Annotated in this window: 17 protein-coding genes and 3 tRNA genes; 8 read left to right on the top strand and 12 right to left on the bottom strand. The window is 74.0% G+C overall.

Features of this window, described 5'->3' with window-relative positions; genetic code table 11:
* Nucleotides 1-127 precede the first annotated feature (127 nt).
* The 3 genes from AC1DXT_RS18410 to AC1DXT_RS18420 form a co-directional block, all read right to left on the bottom strand.
* Complete coding sequence (locus AC1DXT_RS18410) at nucleotides 128-637, bottom strand: single-stranded DNA-binding protein (protein ID WP_477062746.1); 510 nt, start codon at nucleotides 635-637, stop codon at nucleotides 128-130.
* A gap of 132 nt (nucleotides 638-769) precedes the next feature.
* Entirely contained in the window at nucleotides 770-2254 is a 1485-nt protein-coding gene (locus AC1DXT_RS18415) for a GTPase (protein ID WP_477062747.1), read from the bottom strand.
* Nucleotides 2251-4017: a GTPase gene (locus tag AC1DXT_RS18420; RefSeq protein ID WP_477062748.1), complete on the bottom strand. Its 1767-nt coding sequence runs from the start codon at nucleotides 4015-4017 to the stop codon at nucleotides 2251-2253. The genes AC1DXT_RS18415 and AC1DXT_RS18420 overlap by 4 nt, the downstream gene beginning before the upstream one ends.
* Before the next feature lie 119 nt (nucleotides 4018-4136).
* On the opposite strand from AC1DXT_RS18420, the gene AC1DXT_RS18425 reads away from it, so the two are divergent.
* Nucleotides 4137-4209 (top strand) — tRNA-Arg (locus AC1DXT_RS18425).
* Here AC1DXT_RS18425 and AC1DXT_RS18430 read toward each other — a convergent pair.
* Nucleotides 4171-5559 carry an APC family permease gene (locus AC1DXT_RS18430; protein ID WP_477062776.1) on the bottom strand — a complete coding sequence of 463 codons (1389 nt, stop codon included), beginning with the start codon at nucleotides 5557-5559 and terminating at the stop codon, nucleotides 4171-4173. The genes AC1DXT_RS18425 and AC1DXT_RS18430 overlap by 39 nt on opposite strands.
* A 143-nt stretch (nucleotides 5560-5702) precedes the next feature.
* Between AC1DXT_RS18430 and AC1DXT_RS18435 the strand changes: the two genes are divergently transcribed.
* Both AC1DXT_RS18435 and AC1DXT_RS18440 read left to right on the top strand, forming a co-directional pair.
* The gene (locus AC1DXT_RS18435) at nucleotides 5703-5894 is read left to right on the top strand and encodes a hypothetical protein (protein ID WP_477062749.1); all 192 of its coding nucleotides are present in this window, start codon (nucleotides 5703-5705) and stop codon (nucleotides 5892-5894) included.
* 127 nt (nucleotides 5895-6021) lie between these two features.
* Complete coding sequence (locus AC1DXT_RS18440; protein ID WP_477062750.1) at nucleotides 6022-6270, top strand: hypothetical protein; 249 nt, start codon at nucleotides 6022-6024, stop codon at nucleotides 6268-6270.
* Nucleotides 6271-6274: 4 nt separating this feature from the next.
* Here AC1DXT_RS18440 and AC1DXT_RS18445 read toward each other — a convergent pair whose 3' ends face one another.
* A complete protein-coding gene (locus AC1DXT_RS18445; RefSeq protein WP_477062751.1) occupies nucleotides 6275-6988 on the bottom strand; it encodes a phosphatase PAP2 family protein in 714 nt (237 codons plus the stop codon).
* 71 nt (nucleotides 6989-7059) lie between these two features.
* Here AC1DXT_RS18445 and orn point away from each other — a divergent pair, with 71 nt between their 5' ends.
* Nucleotides 7060-7731: an oligoribonuclease gene (gene orn, locus AC1DXT_RS18450; protein WP_477062752.1), complete on the top strand. Its 672-nt coding sequence runs from the start codon at nucleotides 7060-7062 to the stop codon at nucleotides 7729-7731.
* A 52-nt stretch (nucleotides 7732-7783) separates the two neighbouring features.
* On the opposite strand, the gene AC1DXT_RS18455 is transcribed toward orn, so the two are convergent.
* The 3 genes from AC1DXT_RS18455 to AC1DXT_RS18465 form a co-directional block, all read right to left on the bottom strand.
* Nucleotides 7784-7859, bottom strand: a tRNA-His gene (locus tag AC1DXT_RS18455).
* A gap of 102 nt (nucleotides 7860-7961) precedes the next feature.
* Nucleotides 7962-8879 carry an ATP-grasp domain-containing protein gene (locus AC1DXT_RS18460; protein WP_477062753.1) on the bottom strand — a complete coding sequence of 306 codons (918 nt, stop codon included), beginning with the start codon at nucleotides 8877-8879 and terminating at the stop codon, nucleotides 7962-7964.
* On the bottom strand, nucleotides 8876-9922 hold the full coding sequence (locus tag AC1DXT_RS18465) for an ABC transporter ATP-binding protein (protein ID WP_477062754.1): 1047 nt from the start codon (nucleotides 9920-9922) through the stop codon (nucleotides 8876-8878). The genes AC1DXT_RS18460 and AC1DXT_RS18465 overlap by 4 nt, the downstream gene beginning before the upstream one ends.
* Before the next feature lie 77 nt (nucleotides 9923-9999).
* On the opposite strand from AC1DXT_RS18465, the gene AC1DXT_RS18470 reads away from it, so the two are divergent.
* From AC1DXT_RS18470 to AC1DXT_RS18480, 3 genes are all read left to right on the top strand, one after another.
* The gene (locus tag AC1DXT_RS18470) at nucleotides 10000-10674 is read left to right on the top strand and encodes an ABC transporter permease (RefSeq protein WP_477062755.1); all 675 of its coding nucleotides are present in this window, start codon (nucleotides 10000-10002) and stop codon (nucleotides 10672-10674) included.
* A gap of 1 nt (nucleotide 10675) precedes the next feature.
* Nucleotides 10676-11452 carry an ABC transporter permease gene (locus AC1DXT_RS18475; RefSeq protein WP_477062756.1) on the top strand — a complete coding sequence of 259 codons (777 nt, stop codon included), beginning with the start codon at nucleotides 10676-10678 and terminating at the stop codon, nucleotides 11450-11452.
* Nucleotides 11453-11523: 71 nt separating this feature from the next.
* The gene (locus AC1DXT_RS18480) at nucleotides 11524-12528 is read left to right on the top strand and encodes a glycine betaine ABC transporter substrate-binding protein (RefSeq protein ID WP_477062757.1); all 1005 of its coding nucleotides are present in this window, start codon (nucleotides 11524-11526) and stop codon (nucleotides 12526-12528) included.
* Between the two features lie 52 nt (nucleotides 12529-12580).
* Here the strand turns inward: AC1DXT_RS18480 and AC1DXT_RS18485 are convergent, their stop codons facing one another.
* Nucleotides 12581-14071, bottom strand: a complete 1491-nt coding sequence (locus AC1DXT_RS18485) for a dihydrolipoyl dehydrogenase family protein (RefSeq protein WP_477062758.1) — start codon at nucleotides 14069-14071, stop codon at nucleotides 12581-12583.
* A gap of 126 nt (nucleotides 14072-14197) precedes the next feature.
* Between AC1DXT_RS18485 and AC1DXT_RS18490 the strand changes: the two genes are divergently transcribed.
* On the top strand, nucleotides 14198-14683 hold the full coding sequence (locus AC1DXT_RS18490) for a mycothiol transferase (RefSeq protein ID WP_477062759.1): 486 nt from the start codon (nucleotides 14198-14200) through the stop codon (nucleotides 14681-14683).
* 51 nt (nucleotides 14684-14734) lie between these two features.
* Here the strand turns inward: AC1DXT_RS18490 and AC1DXT_RS18495 are convergent.
* The 3 genes from AC1DXT_RS18495 to AC1DXT_RS18505 all read right to left on the bottom strand — a co-directional run bounded on the left by AC1DXT_RS18495 (nucleotide 14735) and on the right by AC1DXT_RS18505 (nucleotide 15497).
* Nucleotides 14735-14810, bottom strand: a tRNA-Lys gene (locus AC1DXT_RS18495).
* 66 nt (nucleotides 14811-14876) lie between these two features.
* Entirely contained in the window at nucleotides 14877-15089 is a 213-nt protein-coding gene (locus AC1DXT_RS18500) for a hypothetical protein (RefSeq protein ID WP_477062760.1), read from the bottom strand.
* Nucleotides 15090-15200: 111 nt separating this feature from the next.
* A complete protein-coding gene (locus AC1DXT_RS18505) occupies nucleotides 15201-15497 on the bottom strand; it encodes a GroES family chaperonin (RefSeq protein WP_315094945.1) in 297 nt (98 codons plus the stop codon).
* Between the last annotated feature and the right edge of the window lie 66 nt (nucleotides 15498-15563).

Consider the following 15563-nt stretch of genomic DNA (forward strand, 5'->3'; position numbering starts at 1 on the left):
CGCCCCGGCGCTCGCGTGGCTCGGGGCACTGCTGACCAGCATCCCGGCGGCGGGTCGACCGCGCGGCACGGTGTGCGCGCGGTCCGACCAGCCACGTCGTCGGGTGCCGGTGCCCCAGCCTAGGCGATCACCTGGCGCCGGCCAGTGCGAGCCCCTGCTCCTCGTCCTGCGCGGGTGCCTGACCTGCGCCCTCGTCCTCCGGGAGCTCCTCCAGCCCGGAGACGTCCGCGGGTGCCTCGTCGGACGTGTCGTCGGACGCGACCGCGGGGCTGACCGTCCGCGCGAAGTGGCTGCTGCCGAACGCCAGGTTCGGTCCGAGCGCGCTCGCGTCCAGCACGAGCGACGTCCGCGGGCCGTCGGCGCCCACCCACTCCTCGGTCGACAGCTGCCCCTGCACGATGACGGGGTCGCCCTTGCGCAGCGACCGCGCCGCGTTCAGCGCGGTGGTGCGCCACACCTTCACGTTGAACCACTCGGTCTGCGCGTCCTTCCAGACGCCGGCCTGCTTGTCGAACCAGCGGCGCGTGCTGCCCAGCCGGAACGTGGTGAACGGGACGCCGCCGTCCGACTCGTGGTGGATCCGCACCTCGGTGCCGATCCACCCGACGACGGTCAGGTCCAAGGACTGCGAGCTCATGGGGTTCCTCCGGTGCCGTGCGCCCCGGCGGGTGCGGGGCTCGTGCGACCAGGGTCGGCTGCGGGCACGCCGCCTGTGGGCAGCGGCAGACGACCCGTGGAGAGGGCGTCAGCACCGTGGGCTGTGGGCGGGTCAGCCCGTGGCGGCGGCGATCAGCTCGCGTACGGTCCGGTGCTCGGCCAGCACAGCCTCGGTCGGGACGGCGAGCCGCGCGCGAGCCACGTTCTCCAGGGCCGCCCGCCCGTCCTGCAGCACCCGGGCAGACCGTCTCCGCGCTGCCGACCGGCGTGCGGCACCGGCCCCGACGGCTGCCACGACGCAGGCGACGACGAGGACGACCGCCACCACGGCGGCCCAGGCACTCGGTTCGCCGGCCCCGATGAGCGACCCGACCGCGATCGACCCGACGAGCACAGCCGCCCCACCGAGCAGCACGGCGGCGACCGTCAGGCTCAACGCCAGCGCGGACCGCCGTGACGAGAGGGGCAGCTGCGTGAGCGCGTCCGTCACGGCGAGCCGCATCTCGGTGGTCGACGCCACGCGCGAGGAGACGTCCTGCCCCCAACGCCGGGGCAGCCCGGGCGTGACCGCCTCGAGCCATGACGCCCGGGCGAGCCCGACGGCGTCCTCCTGCACCGCGCCGAACCCCGGGGTCGCCGACGTCCGACCGCGCACGGCCGCTCCCACGCCCGACGCCACGGCCGGCAGGCCGATCGCGGCGGACAACCGGTCCACGACGTCGGTGACCGAGAGCGCGGCCGGAGCGGGCTCGCGCGCGGCGACCTCCGCCGCCAGCAGCGCAGCCGCGTCGTTGAGCTCGGCACTCGCCCGGCGGGCAGCCAGAGACCGAGACCCGACGACCGTGGCCAGGAGCTCCCGCAGGACGTTCACGCCCTCGCCGGTGCGCGCCGAGGCCTCGCGGACCGGCACCCCCGTGAGCCCGTCGTCGACGAGGAGGTGCTCGACGTCCGCGACCAGCTCGGGCCGGACGTCGGGCGGCACCGTGTCCACCTGGTTGAGCACCACCACCATCGACGACTCGTGCCCGACCAGCCGGCGCAGGTAGCCGCTGTGCAGGGCGTCGTCCGCGTACTTCTGGGGGTCGACCACCCAGGCCAGCAGGTCGGCCTGCGGCAGCAGCCGGTCGACGACCTCGCGGTGCTCGGGCGCGATCGAGTCGTGGTCGGGCAGGTCGAGCAGGACCAGGCCGCGCAGCGGTGCCTCGCTCTCGCCGTCCAGCAGGCTCTCGCGCTCGATCCGGCGGTCCGGCACGACGCCGAGCCAGTCCAGCAGGGGACCGCCCTCGTCGCCCCACACGCACGCCGTGATCTCCGAGGTCGTCGGCCGGCGCACCCCGACGTCGGCGAAGTCCAGCCCGCAGATCGCGTTGAACAGGCTCGACTTGCCCGACCCGGTCCCTCCGACCAGCGCGACGACCGTGTGGTCCACGCCGAGCTCGAGCCGTTCCCGCACGCTGTCCACCGTCGAGGCCACCCGGGTCACCACGGCCGGGGCCAGGCGCGCGCCGCCGACCGCCAGGGCACGGTCCAGCGCGTCGACCCGGGCCGTCAGAGCGGCGGTGTCGTCGTTCCGCTGGCCGACGGTGGCCGCGCTCACGTCAGCCCCTTCAGCACGGCGAGCCGCAGCCGCAACCGCGATGCGGCGTCCTCGGCGAGGTCCGGGTCGGCCAGGACCTCACCCACGGCTGCGCGTTCGACCGCCACCTGCCCCGCCACCCGGGCGACCAGGTCGTCGCGCAGCTCGGTGACGGCTCGCTCCCCCGCGGTGTCGATGAGGTCGACCAGCAGGTCCCGGGCCTCGACGACGCCGGAGGCCGCGGCGAGCGCCACGGCGGCCAGCCCTTCGTCACCGAGCGCGCTCTCCGCCTTGCGACGACGACGGACCTCGCGCGCGACGTCGCGACGTCCCCGAGAGGTGCCCTCGGGTGTCGACTCCGCAGGCCCGTGCGTCAGCGCAGCCCGCACCACGCGTGGTCCCTGGGCGATCCAGCCGCGCGCTGCCTGCTCGGCGGCGCTCCGCCGGCCGGTCCGCAGCGCGGCCGACGTCCACGCGGCATCCACGGACACGCCGCCCTCGGGCCCGTCGGGTCCGGTGAGCGCGGACCGCAGGACCTCCTCGGTCTGCGCACCCGCGGAGGTCAGCGTGGCTGCCGCGGACCGCGTCAGGTCCTCGATCAACGGCCCGATGGCGGTGACCCGTGCGCGGCCCTCCCGCGCCGACCCGCGGATGCGACCCGACGGGCGCACGACCCGCCCGAGAGGGCCGGCGTCCGACGCGAGCTCCGCCCACCGCGCCCGCACCGCACCGTCCGCGACCGCACCGCCCCGGATCGATGCCGACACCTGCGCCGTCGGCCCCACGACCGCCTCGTCGAGGACCGCCGCGATCGCGCTCGCCGCGTCCGCCTGAGCCTGCACGGCCTCCGCCAGCTCGTCGACCCACGGCCGCAGCGCGGCGAGCGAGCCGCGCAGCGTCCGGCCGATGACGGTGCGCGCACGGTCGGGCCCGGCAAGCATCGCCAGCCAGCGACGGATCGGGGCGACGACCGTGGCGGGCAGCAGGCCCTCGTGCGGGCCGAGGTCGGGAACGACGAACAGAGGCGAACCTTGCAGCCCGTGCCCGCGCAGGCGGTCGAGCAGGTCCCCGCGCACGGTGGGCAGGGAGTCCGGCGGGACGCGGTTGAGCACCATGGCGATGGAGGCCCCCCGGTCGACGGCCCCCTGCAGCACCCGCCAGGGCAGCGCGTCGCCGTAGCGCGCGGCGGTGGTGACGAAGAGCCAGAGGTCGGCCGCCTCGAGCAGGCGGTGCGCCGACTCGCGGTTGGACTCCAGCACCGAGTCGAGGTCCGGGGCGTCCAGCAGGGCGATCCCCCGCGGGACGTTCTCGTCCGCCACGACGCTCACGGACTCCAGGACAGGGTGGTGCGAGAGCAGCTCCGCGTCGAGCGGGTTGTGCACGAGCACCGGCCGCCGGGTCGTCGGCCGCAGCACCCCCGCGGTGCTGACCTCGGTCCCCACCAGGGAGTTCACCAGCGTCGACTTGCCTGCGCCGGTCGATCCGGAGACCACCACCACGGCGGGCGCCGAGAGCTCCGTGAGACGGGGCACCAGGTGCTCGCCGAGCTGGTCCACCAGTCGGGCCCGGGAGGCTCGCGCGGACACGATGCCGTCGATCTCGAGCGGGAAGCCGGTGCGCTCCACGTCGCGGCGCAGGTCCCGCACGGCGTCCAGCAGGGAGGTCGCCGCGAGCGGCCGCGCGAGGACGTCGCGGGGGTCGGAGGCGGCGTGACGTGCGTGCGGAGCCAGCGGCTGCGCGGTCGGCACAGGCTGCACTGGCGCGGTGCCGGGCTGTGCGCTCACGCGCCCATTGTCGCGGTGCGATCTGACCTGGCAAAACGCGCCACGCGGGTCGGTTGCGAGCGGTTCGTCCCGGAACGAAGGATCCGATGCTGCGCGGATAGGCTGTGGGCGCACGTCCGGCCCCCGTAGCTCAACGGATAGAGCAACGGCCTTCTAATCCGTCGGTTGCAGGTTCGAGTCCTGCCGGGGGCGCCCATCCACCGCGGTCCAGCCGCCCCTCGCCCGGGCCGCACCGACCGCCACCGCGACCACGGCGAGCCCCAGCGGGACCAGCAGGTGCCACCCCGCGAGCGCGGCCAGCCCCGCGGCGAGCACGCACGCGCAGACTGCCGCCCACCACCCGGGAGACCCGCGGTCGAGCAACCGGACGGCGGCGGCGGTGCCCGTGGCGTAGATGGCGACCATGCAGCTGGTGTGCACGAGCACGAACGGCTCGAGGTCCCCGCCGGTCGCCACGGTGATGACGAAGTACACGGCGACCAGGCCTGCGACCACGAGCAGCGCCCGCCGCGGCACCCCGCCCGGCTGCGCACCGCGTGCCACCCACCGAGGCAGGTCACCGTCCCGGCCGAGCGACGCGCCCAGCTTGGCGAAGGCCCCGAGATAGGTCCCGAGCACCCCGAGCGTGACGATCGCCGCGACGACGGCCACCGCGACCCGGCCCGCACCTGCGAGCCCCACGTCGACGAGGTCCATCAGCGGCACCTGCGACGACGACGCCGCGTCGCCGAGCACCGTGACGGTCACGTACTGGAGGGCCAGGTACGCGACGCCGACCACCACCAGCGCGATCGCGGTCGCCCGCGGGATGGTCCGCCGCGGGTCCCGGAACTCCCCCGCCAGGTGCGTGACCGCCTCCCACCCGGCGAACGCCCAGACGAACAGGCTCACGGCGGCCCCCACGCCGGCCCAGCCGTGCGGGGCGAACGGCACGAGGGTCGAGGGGTCGGAGGCCGGCAKGGACACGACGACGACCCCGACGACGAGCACCACGAGCGCGCCGGTCAGCGCGAGCTGGACAGGTCCGGCGAGGCGCAGACCGACCGCGTTGGTGACCAGCGGCGGGACCAGGAACGCCACGCCGACGAGGTACACCTGCGCCTGGGTGGCGCCGAGCATCGCCACCACGTACTGCGCGCCGAGGAGCGCCACCACGGGCGCCCCGGCGCAGACACCGAAGAAGAACCAGTACCCGGTCATCCGCGCCGCCGTGGCGCCCAGCGCGAGCCGCACATACGTCGCCACGCCGCCGGAGTCGGGGTGCCGGGTGGCCAGCGCGGCGAACGTCATGGCCAGCGGCACGCTCGCGACGAGCACCGCGGCGACCGCCACCAGCGAGGCCGGTCCGGCCGCACGCGCGGCGAGGCTGGGCAGCAGCAGGATCCCGGTGCCGAGCACCGACGCGATGTACAGGGCGCTCCCGAGAGCCAGCCCGATCTGCGGCTGTCCCGCGACGACCGACGGGGCTGCGAGCGCGGGAGTGGGCACCCCTGCAGCCTCCCCTGGCCCACCGACACGATCCACCCGGCAGACGGGCGTCATCCGTCGAGATCCCGCCACCGGAAGTCGGACGAAAGGGGCCGAATAATCCGGTGACGGCGGTATCTGACACGTGGTCCAGTACTCCTACACCACCGATAGCCCGGGCATTCCGCCCGGACACCGTCATGCCCGAGGAGCACACCGTGAACCCGACCATCTCCCTCGAGCTCGCGCGCCAGGACCACTCCCAGCGCCTCGCTCAGTCCCACCAGGCACGCGTCCGCGCCGCCGCGCGGCACGTCAGACAGCCGGCCGAGAACATCGGTCGACCTCCGGATCCGCGGCGCGCCACGACCCGCTCGACGACCCTCGTCGACGCCGTCAGCGCGCACTGACCCACTCCGCGGCGGGCGCGGGCCGATCCCCACCAGGGGTTCCGGTCCGCGCCCGCCGCCATGCGTGCCACCATGTCGCCATGCTGCCGTCCGACTGCCTGCACCCACGGCACCCCGGGCGTCGCTGATGGGCCGGCACGCCACCCCGGACCCCGTGCAGGAGCTGCCCCGCCGGCGGCGCCTCGCCCGGTTCGTCGTCCTCTGGCTCGAGCGCATCGGGCTCGGGGCGGCCGCAGGCGTCGGCACGCTCGGCGTGCTGCGGTGGGCGGGCACCTCGTGGACCGCCAGCCTCTGGATCGCCGGGGCCGTCGCCGTGATCGTCCCCGTCGCCGCGTGGCTGGCCTCGACCGTTCCCGGCCACGACGGCGCCGAGTAGCACCTCAGTCGGTCGGCGGACCCGTGTGCAGGCGGTCGACGATGGTCACCATGCCCACCACCGCGATCGCGAGCGCCACCGCCGCGACCACGTCGGTGAGGAAGTGGTAGCCGAGGTAGAGCCGGCTGAGCGCCACGAGCGCCGTCCCGACGAGCGCCGTCAGCCCCCAGCCGACGAGCCGCGGGGCCGTCGGTCGCCGGCTGCAGACGAGGTAGGTGGCCACCAGCAGGAGTGTCGCGGTGCCGATCGTGTGCCCGGACGGGAACGACGCCGTCGTCTCCGCACCCGGGACGAACATCGTGTCCTCGGGCGGCCTCTCACGCCCCACCAGGCCCTTGACGGAGAGGCTGATCAGCGTCGACGCGACCATCGCCCCCGCCAGCAGTGCCGGACGCCACCACGCCCGCCGCACGAGGGCCCAGACGCCGCAGGCCACCGCGACGAGGATCGGGAGCACCGTGGGACCCGAGACGAACGTGATCGCCGCCAGCACCCCCGTCCACCCCGGGGTGCGGTGCGCCACCAGGTACTCGAGCACGGGTTGGTCGAGGCTCGACAGGTCGTCCTTCTCGCGGACCGTGTCGAGCACGCCGAAGAACACCGCGAGCCCGCCCGCGACGAGCACGATGCCCGGCAGCCACGCCCAGAGCACGGGCCGCGACCACAGCGCGGCGAGCGTCGGGAGGCGGGGCGGCGTGCGTGCGACGTCGTCGGTCATTGGTCGACGCTAACCGCGGCACGCCCGGTGCACGAACGCGCGACGCCCGGACGCCCCCTAGGCTGACCTGCGTGACCAGCACGCCGACGCCCCCGCCCGCCACGCCCGGACAGGAGAGCGGCGACCGCATCGTCTGGATCGACTGCGAGATGACCGGCCTCGATCTCGGGGCCGACGCGCTGGTCGAGGTCGCCGCCGTCGTCACGGACTCGGAGCTGCGCGTGCTCGGCGAGGGCGTCGACGTGATCATCGCGCCGCCGCCCGAGGCGCTCGAGCAGATGAACGACTTCGTCCGCACCATGCACACCACCTCGGGCCTGCTCGACGGGCTCGCGGGCGGCACCACGATCGAGGACGCGCAGGCGAAGGTGCTCGAGTACGTGCGGACGTGGGTGCCGGACCCGGGCAAGGCGCCGCTGGCCGGCAACTCCGTGGGCACCGACAAGGCGTTCCTCGACCGCGACATGACCGAGCTCGTCGGGCACCTGCACTACCGCGTGATCGACGTGTCCTCCCTCAAGGAGCTCGCCCGCCGCTGGTACCCGCGCGTGTACTTCGCCTCGCCGCGCAAGAACGGGGGCCACCGGGCGCTCGCGGACATCCTCGAGAGCATCGACGAGCTGCGGTACTACCGCGCTGCCCTGCTCCCGGCCCAGCCCGGTCCGGACTCCGCGGCCGCCAAGAAGATCGCCGCCGAGATCGTGGCCACCTCGGTCAAGGGCGCCCTGCTGTCCGAGGGCTGAGTCCCCCGGGAACGACGACGGGCGCCGACCAGATGGTCGACGCCCGACGCGATGGGGTGGCTAACGGGACTTGAACCCGCGACCCCCTGGACCACAACCAGGTGCTCTACCACCTGAGCTATAGCCACCACGATCCCCCGACGCGTACGCCGGGGCGTCGAGAAGTGTACCCGAGGCTGGGAGCACTTCTGGAACCGGCGGACAGTGGTCTCGGCCACTGCCCGCCGACGTCAGAGCCGCGCGGCGATCGCCTCGGCGAACCGCCCGGCGGAACCCTCCGAGAGCGCGAAGAACAGGGACGGCTCGGTGAGCTCGACCTCGAGCACGACGGGGTTGCCCTCGTCGTCCGGGATGAGGTCCACGCGGGCGTAGAGCAGCGGACCGTCCGCACCCGGGGCGATCTCCGGCAGCGCGGCCACGACGCGCTCCGCGAGCTCGCGCTCGGCGTCGCTGGCATCGCGCGCGGTCAGGGTCTCGTCGCGGTACAGCACCTGCTCCTCGCGGAACGGGCCCGCGAGCAGCGCTCCCTTGCGGACCGAGTGGCTGAACTGGCCCTCGATGAAGACCAGCGCCGTCTCACCGACCGTGTCGACCTTGCGCAGGTAGCGCTGGATCATCACGCGACGGCCCACGCTCAGCAGGTTCTTGGCGTGCGTGATGGCGAGCGACCGCTGCTGCGTGACACCCGCGTCGTAGCGGCCGGTGTCCCGCGAGCCGGCGCTGACCGTCGGCTTGATGACGAAGTCGCCGAACGCCGGGAACCGCGTGTGGATGGCGCGGGAGTCGAGGTTGCGCTCGGGGTCCAGCCAGATCGTGGGGACGATCGGCAGCCCGGCCTTCTCCAGGTCGCGCAGGTACGTCTTGTCGATGTTCCACCCGACGACCGATGCGGGGTTGAGCAGCGTGCTGGTGCGCTCCACCTTGCGGGTCCAGTCGGCGAACTGCGCGGGGCGGTCGGTGTAGTCCCACGTCGAGCGGATGACGACGTGGGGGTAGGTGCCCCAGTCGACGGTCGGGTCGTCCCAGACCACGACGTCCGTGGCGACACCACGTTCGAGCAGCGCGTCGCGCAGGGCGTGGTCGTCGGCGTCGAGCTCCGGGAGCTCGGCGCAGGTCGCGAGGGCGAGGCGTGCGGTGGGGGTGGTCACCTGCGCAGCGTACCGACGGCCGCGTCGGCGTCCGCTGTGGCGTCCGTCTCCTCGGCCCGCTCCGTGAGCCGGTCCAGGGCGCGCACGACGGTGGCCGCGGTGGCGCTGCCCACGACCCGACCCTGCTCGTCCCGCACGGCCAGGGGCCCGTCGGCGCCGACGAGCGCGTCGAGCACGTCGCCCAGCTCCGCACCGACGGCCAGCGCGGGGCCCGTCCCACCGGCCGGCACGGAAGGATCGAGGTCAGCGCGCTCCAGGCGGCCCAGCGCCAGCAGACGAGCGGTGCGCCCCCGTCCGACGAGGTCTGCGACGGCCGGGGTGGCGGGGCGGGCGACGATGTCGAGCGGCGACGCCAGCTGCTCGATGTGCGCGCCCGTGCTCAGCACCGCCACGCGGTCGGCCATCCGGACGGCCTCGTCGATGTCGTGGGTGACCAGCATCACGGTGATGCCCAGGGTGCGCTGGATCCGGGCGAACTCGTTCTGCAGCCGGCGGCGGCCCACCGGGTCCACCGCGCCGAACGGCTCGTCCATGAGGAGCACCGGCGGATCGGTGGCCAGGGCGCGGGCCACCCCGACGCGCTGCCGCTCGCCGCCGGAGAGCTCGTGCGGGAAGCGCCGGGCGTATCGGTCCGGAGCCAGACCCACGAGGTCGAGCAGCTCGTCCACCCGCGCCGCCGTCCGCTTGCGGTCCCAGCCGACGAGGCCCGGCACCGTGGCCACGTTCTGCGCGACCGTGCGGTGCGGGAAGAGCCCGACGTTCTGGATCACGTAGCCCATCCGCCGACGCAGGCCGACGGGGTCGACCGTGGTGACGTCCTCGCCCTCGAGCATGATGCGCCCGGACGTCGGCTCCACCAGCCGGTTGGCCATCCGCAGCGTGGTCGACTTGCCGCAGCCCGACGGGCCGACCAGGACGAGCACCTCGTGCGCCCGGACGGCCAGTGACAGGTCGTCGACCGCCGCGCCGGACTCCCCCCGCCCGCGGTCGGACGCGTACGACTTGCTCACGTGCTCGAAGGCGATCGCCGGGTCGTCTGCCACCCCCAGGACGCTAGTCGCCCGGTCCGACACCCGCAGGTCAGACTGCGCATGTCAGAGGCCCCGGGTACGTTCGCCGCATGCGTCTGGCCGAGGCTCCACCCAACCCGTGGTTCTCGTGGGAGTACGTCGAGCGCAACGGAGCGGACATCGCGCGCTTCCTCGAGCAGCACGCCACGCTCACGCTCCAGGCCGTCGGCATCGCGTTCGTGCTCGCGCTCCCCCTGGGCGCTCTCGCGCACCTGCGGCCCCGGCTGGCGGGCCCGGTGCTCGGCGTCGCGGGCGTCCTCTACACGGTGCCGTCGCTCGCGCTGTTCGCCATCCTGGCGCCGTACACGGGCATCGGGCGCACCACCGTGCTCATCGGGCTGGTCTCCTACGCCCTGCTCGTGCTCACCCGGAACGTGCTGGTGGGGCTGCAGGGGGTGGACCCTGCGGTGCGCGATGCGGCGCGGGGCATGGGATACGGCCGGTCGCGACTGCTGTTCGCGGTCGAGCTGCCCCAGGCGATCCCGAGCATCGTCGCCGGGCTGCGGCTCGCCACGGTCACCACCGTCGCGCTCGTCACCGTGGGCGTCGTCGTGGGCTACGGCGGGCTGGGCCAGCTGATGTTCCGCGGCTTCCGCAGCAACTACCACGCGGAGATCATGACGGCCACGGTGCTCTGCCTCCTGCTCGCGCTGGTGTGCGACCTGGTGATCGCGGGCGTCGGGCGCCGGATCACCCCGTGGGCGCGCGTCGAGCGGCCGGTGTGACGTGGACACCCTGACCGAAGCCTTCCTCTGGCTGAACGACCCCCTCAACTGGGTCGGCCGCAACGGCGTGCTCGCGCTCACCCGCGACCACATCGTCGTGTCCGTGCTCGCGGTGCTCCTCGCCGCCGTGGTCGCCCTGCCGGTGGGCCTCTGGCTCGGGCACCGCGGCCGAGGCGCGACCGTCGGTGTGGTCGTCGCCAACACCACGCGCGCGCTGCCGACGCTCGCCCTGCTCACCCTGCTGGCGGCGAGCGGGCTGTTCGGCAACACGGCGACGGTGCTCGCGTGCGCCGTGTTCGCGGTCCCGCCCCTGCTCACCAACACGGTGACGGGGCTCGGGGAGGTCGACGCGGACGTCCGGGACGCCGCCCGAGGCGTCGGCATGTCCGGTCGGCGCAGCCTGTGGGCGGTCGAGCTCCCGCTCGCCGTCCCGCTCATCGCCGCCGGTGTGCGCACCGCGGCCGTCCAGGTGCTCGCGACCGTCCCGCTCGCGGCACTGGTCGGCGGACGCAGCCTCGGCACCATCGTGGTCACGGGCTTCGGCACGCAGGACTACGGGCAGGTGCTCGCGGGCGGCATCCTCGTCGCCGGGCTGTGCCTGCTCGCCGAGGGACTCCTCGCGATCGCGCAGTACCTGCTCACTCCCCCGGGTCTGCGAGCGCTGGCCCGGGACACGTCCGACACGCCGTCCCGGCGAACCCGCCGGGCGCGTGTCACATCCCCAGGGCTTGCCGAGCCCGCGACCAGCGGATCGAATAGGTCGGGCAAAACGTCCTGACCTCGTCGACGGCACGTCTGTCCGTTACCGGGACCCTTCCCGCCCCCTGCTGACTCCCCGAGGAGAGCACGATGCGAGCGAGACGCTCCACCACCCTGACCCTGATCGCCGTCGCCACCCTGGCGCTCGGCGCCTGTGGCAGCCCTGGCTCGGGCGGAGGCGAGGCCGACCCGACGTCCTCCGGCTCGTCCGGGCTCGCCACGTGCGACCCGATCGCCGGCGAGAAGCTCGTCGTCCTGGAGGACGACAAGGGGCTCCAGAACGCCGACAACATCATCCCGGCCGTCAACAAGGCCGCCGCAGCCGCGAACGCGTCGGTGATCGAGCTGCTCGACACCGTGTCGGCCGCCCTCGACACGGACAAGCTCATCGAGCTCAACAAGGCCGTCGACATCGACCGCCGCACGTCGAGCGAGGTGGCGGAGGAGTTCGTGGACACCGAGGGTCTCGCCGCGACGGAGCCCTCCGGTGCGGGTGCGTCGCTGGTGATCGGTGCGGCGAACTTCTCCGAGAGCGCGACTCTCGCGGAGATCTACGCGGCGGTCCTGCGCACGGCGGGCTACACGGTCGAGGTGCGCACCATCGGCAACCGCGAGACGTACCTGCCGGCGCTGACCGACGGCACGCTCACGGCCGTCCCGGAGTACGCGGCGACGCTCGCGGACTTCCTCAACGCGCAGCAGAACGGTGCCGACGCCGAGTCCGTGGCCTCCGCCGACGTCGACGAGACCGTGACCGCGCTGACCCCGCTCGCGGATGCCGCCGGCCTGACCGTGGGCGCCCCGTCCGCGGCACAGGACCAGAACGCGTTCGCGGTGACCAGCGAGTTCGCCACCGAGCACGACCTGACCACGCTGTCCGACCTCGCCGAGAACTGCGGCGGGCTGGTGCTGGCCGGGCCGGCCGAGTGCCCGGAGCGCCCGTTCTGCCAGCTGGGCCTCGAGGACACGTACGGGATCGAGTTCGCGGACTTCAAGTCCTACGACTTCGGCCTGATCGGCCAGGCCGTGCGTCAGGGTGAGGCCGCCATCGGTCTCGTCCTCTCGAGCGACGGGTCTCTCGCCGCGGACAGCTGATCGACTGCACAGGAGGGGGCGGACCCGGMCGGGTCCGCCCCCTCCTGTGTGCTCAGAGGCCCGCGGTCTCCAGCAGCCGGAGCCAGACCTCGCTCACGGTCGGGTACGACGGCACCGCGTGCCACAGCCGGTCCAGGGGCACCTCGCCCACCACGGCGATCGTCGCCGCGTGGAGCAGCTCGGCCACCTCCGGTCCGACGAACGTCGCGCCCACGACCACTCCCCGGGCGTCGTCGACGACGAGCTGCGCGTGACCCGCGTAGTCCGCGGCGAACACGCTGGCGCCCGCCACGTTCTCGAGGTCGTAGCCGAGCACGCGCACGTCGAGGCCCTTCTTCCGTGCCGCAGCCTCGGTGAGTCCCACCCACGCGACCTCCGGCCGGGAGAACACGACCTGCGGCACCGCCCCGAGGTCGGCGGTCGCCCGGTAGCGGCTCCACGGACCCGCCGCGCGCTCGTCCGTGGCTGCCAGCGCCCGGTCGCCCGGTGTGGCACCGTCGGGCGAGTCCGCGGCGGAGGACCGCGGGTCGAACCGCGCGGCGATGACGTCGCCGACCACGCGGGCGTCGTACTTGCCCTGGTGGGTGGTCGCCGTCCGGCCCGACACGTCGCCGGCGGCGAACAGCCACCCGCCGTCGATCCCGGTGGCCTGCAGGGCGTCGTCGACCTCGACCGCCCTGCCCGGCTCGAGCCCGAGCGTCTCGAGGCCCAGCTCGGTGGTGCGCGGGCGTCGACCGGTCGCCACGAGCACCTCGTCGACCACCAGGTCCTGACCGGTGCCGAGGTCGAGGTGCACGCCGTCCGCCTCGCGGCTCGCGGACCGGGTCTCCGCGCCGAACAGGACGGTCACCCCGAGCGCAGCCAGTGACTCCGCGACCGCCTCGCCGGCAAACGGCTCGGCCCCGGCCAGCAGGCGGTCCCCGCGCACGACGAGCGTCACCGCGCTGCCGAAGTCGGCGAACGCGGTGGCCATCTCGACGCCCACCACGCCGCCGCCGAGCACGGCCAACCGCGCCGGCACCTGCTGCGCGGACGTCGCCTCCCGGCTGGTCCAGGGCGGCAGCTCCGCGAGGCCCTCGACCTGCGGGAGCACCGGCGCGGACCCGGTCGCCACGACGACCGCGTGCCGCGCGGTCACCTGCACGGGCCCGTCGTCGCTCTCGACCGTGAGCGCTCGCGGCCCGGTGAACCGCGCGTGTCCCCGCAGGAGGCTGATCCCCGTGCTCTGCACCCAGTCGACCTGGGAGCCGTCGTCCCAGTGATGGGTGATCTCGTCCCGCCGTGCGAACGCCGCGGCGACGTCGACGTCGCCGGTGACCGCGCCGGCGGCGCCCGGGACCCCACGGGCGGCCGCGAGCGCCGCGCCGGGTCGCAGGAGCGCCTTGGACGGCATGCAGGCCCAGTACGAGCACTCGCCCCCCACCAGGGCGTGCTCGACGAGCGCGACGCTGAGCCCGGTCCGTCCCGCGCGGTCTGCCACGTTCTCGCCCACCGCGCCGCCGCCGATCACCACGACGTCGAACTCCTGCGTCTGCTCCGCCATCACCGGCTCCGTCCGTCAGCGTCCCCCGGCACCGACCGCCGGGGGACCTCGGCCTATCGTGGCGCGCTCGACGGGGCCACGCAGCATGGGGTGGCCGGCGGACTGCCCGGGCGGGACGATGCGCACATGCACCGTGCACCGGAACCCGAGGCCACCGACGAACGCGGCGTCCTGCTCGGGTGGCTCGCCTTCCACCGGGACGCGCTCGCGGCCAAGTGCGCCGACCTCTCCGACGAGCAGCTGGTGATCGCGTCGACGCCGCCGTCCGACCTCACCCTCCTCGGCCTCGTGCGGCACCTCACGGAGATGGAGGACCACTACCTGGTCCACGCACTGAGCGGCGTCGACACGGGCCTCCTGTACTGCACCGACGAGGAGCCCGACGGTGACATCGTCGGCATCGACGCCACCATGGCAGGCGACTCGGTGGCGCGCTGGCACGAGGTCCGTGGCGAGGCCGACGTCCTGCTGGCGGCGCATGCGGACCTCGGTGACCCGGCGAGGAGCCGGACCGTGCGGTGGTACGTGGCCAAGGTGGTCCAGGAGTACGCCCGCCACAACGGGCACGCCGACCTGATCCGGCAGGCGATCGACGGGTCGGTCGGCGAGTAGGCAAAGGGAAAGGCCCCCGACCGGCGTTTCCGCTGATCAGGGGCCTCTCTCTGGTGCGCCATCAGGGACTCGAACCCCGAACCCGCTGATTAAGAGTCAGCTGCTCTGCCAATTGAGCTAATGGCGCGCGGTTGAGAACGCTAGCAGGCCGACCACCCGATCTGCCAATCCTGATCGGGCGTCGTGACCACCGTCACGCGCCGGTGCCGTCGGACGTCGCCGCGTCGTTCTCCCACCAGGAGTCCTCGGGCAGCCCCTCGGACTCGAGGATCTCGGCCGAGGTGGCCTCGGGGGCCACCAGGTCGACGATCAGTGCCAGGGGAACGTGCTCGGCGAGCAGGTCGCGCACCGGCTGGACGTCCGCTCCGTCGTCGACGGGTACGGGTGTGGTCTCGTGCGTGGTCATGGGGGCCGACCTCCTCAGGGACGGTGTCCCGGTGTTCATGGCACCACCAGAACGCGGGCGGTGCAAGACAGAGCCGGCACGCGGGCGCACGGGCATCGACAGGATGAACGCTCAGAGATACAGGCCGGTTCCCTCGCCCGCGCCGCGCGGCTCGGCCACCGCGTGCACGTCCTTCTCCCGCAGCAGCACGTACGTCGCTCCGCCGAGCTCGACCTCGGCGCGGTCCTCGGGGTCGAACAGCACGCGGTCGCCCACCTCCACCTGCCGCACGTGCTGGCCGGCGGCCACCACCGCACCCCACGAGAGCCTCTTGCCGACGACGGCCGTGGCGGGGATGACGATGCCCGCGGACGAGCGACGCTCCCCCGCCTCGCCGTCCAGAGAGACGAGGAGGCGGTCGTTCAGCATGCGGATCGGGAGGTCGCTCACGCGTCCGACGGTACCCGTGCGACGTAGGCTGACCGCACCCCACCA

Source organism: Cellulomonas sp. P1_G12_2 (genome assembly GCF_056405535.1).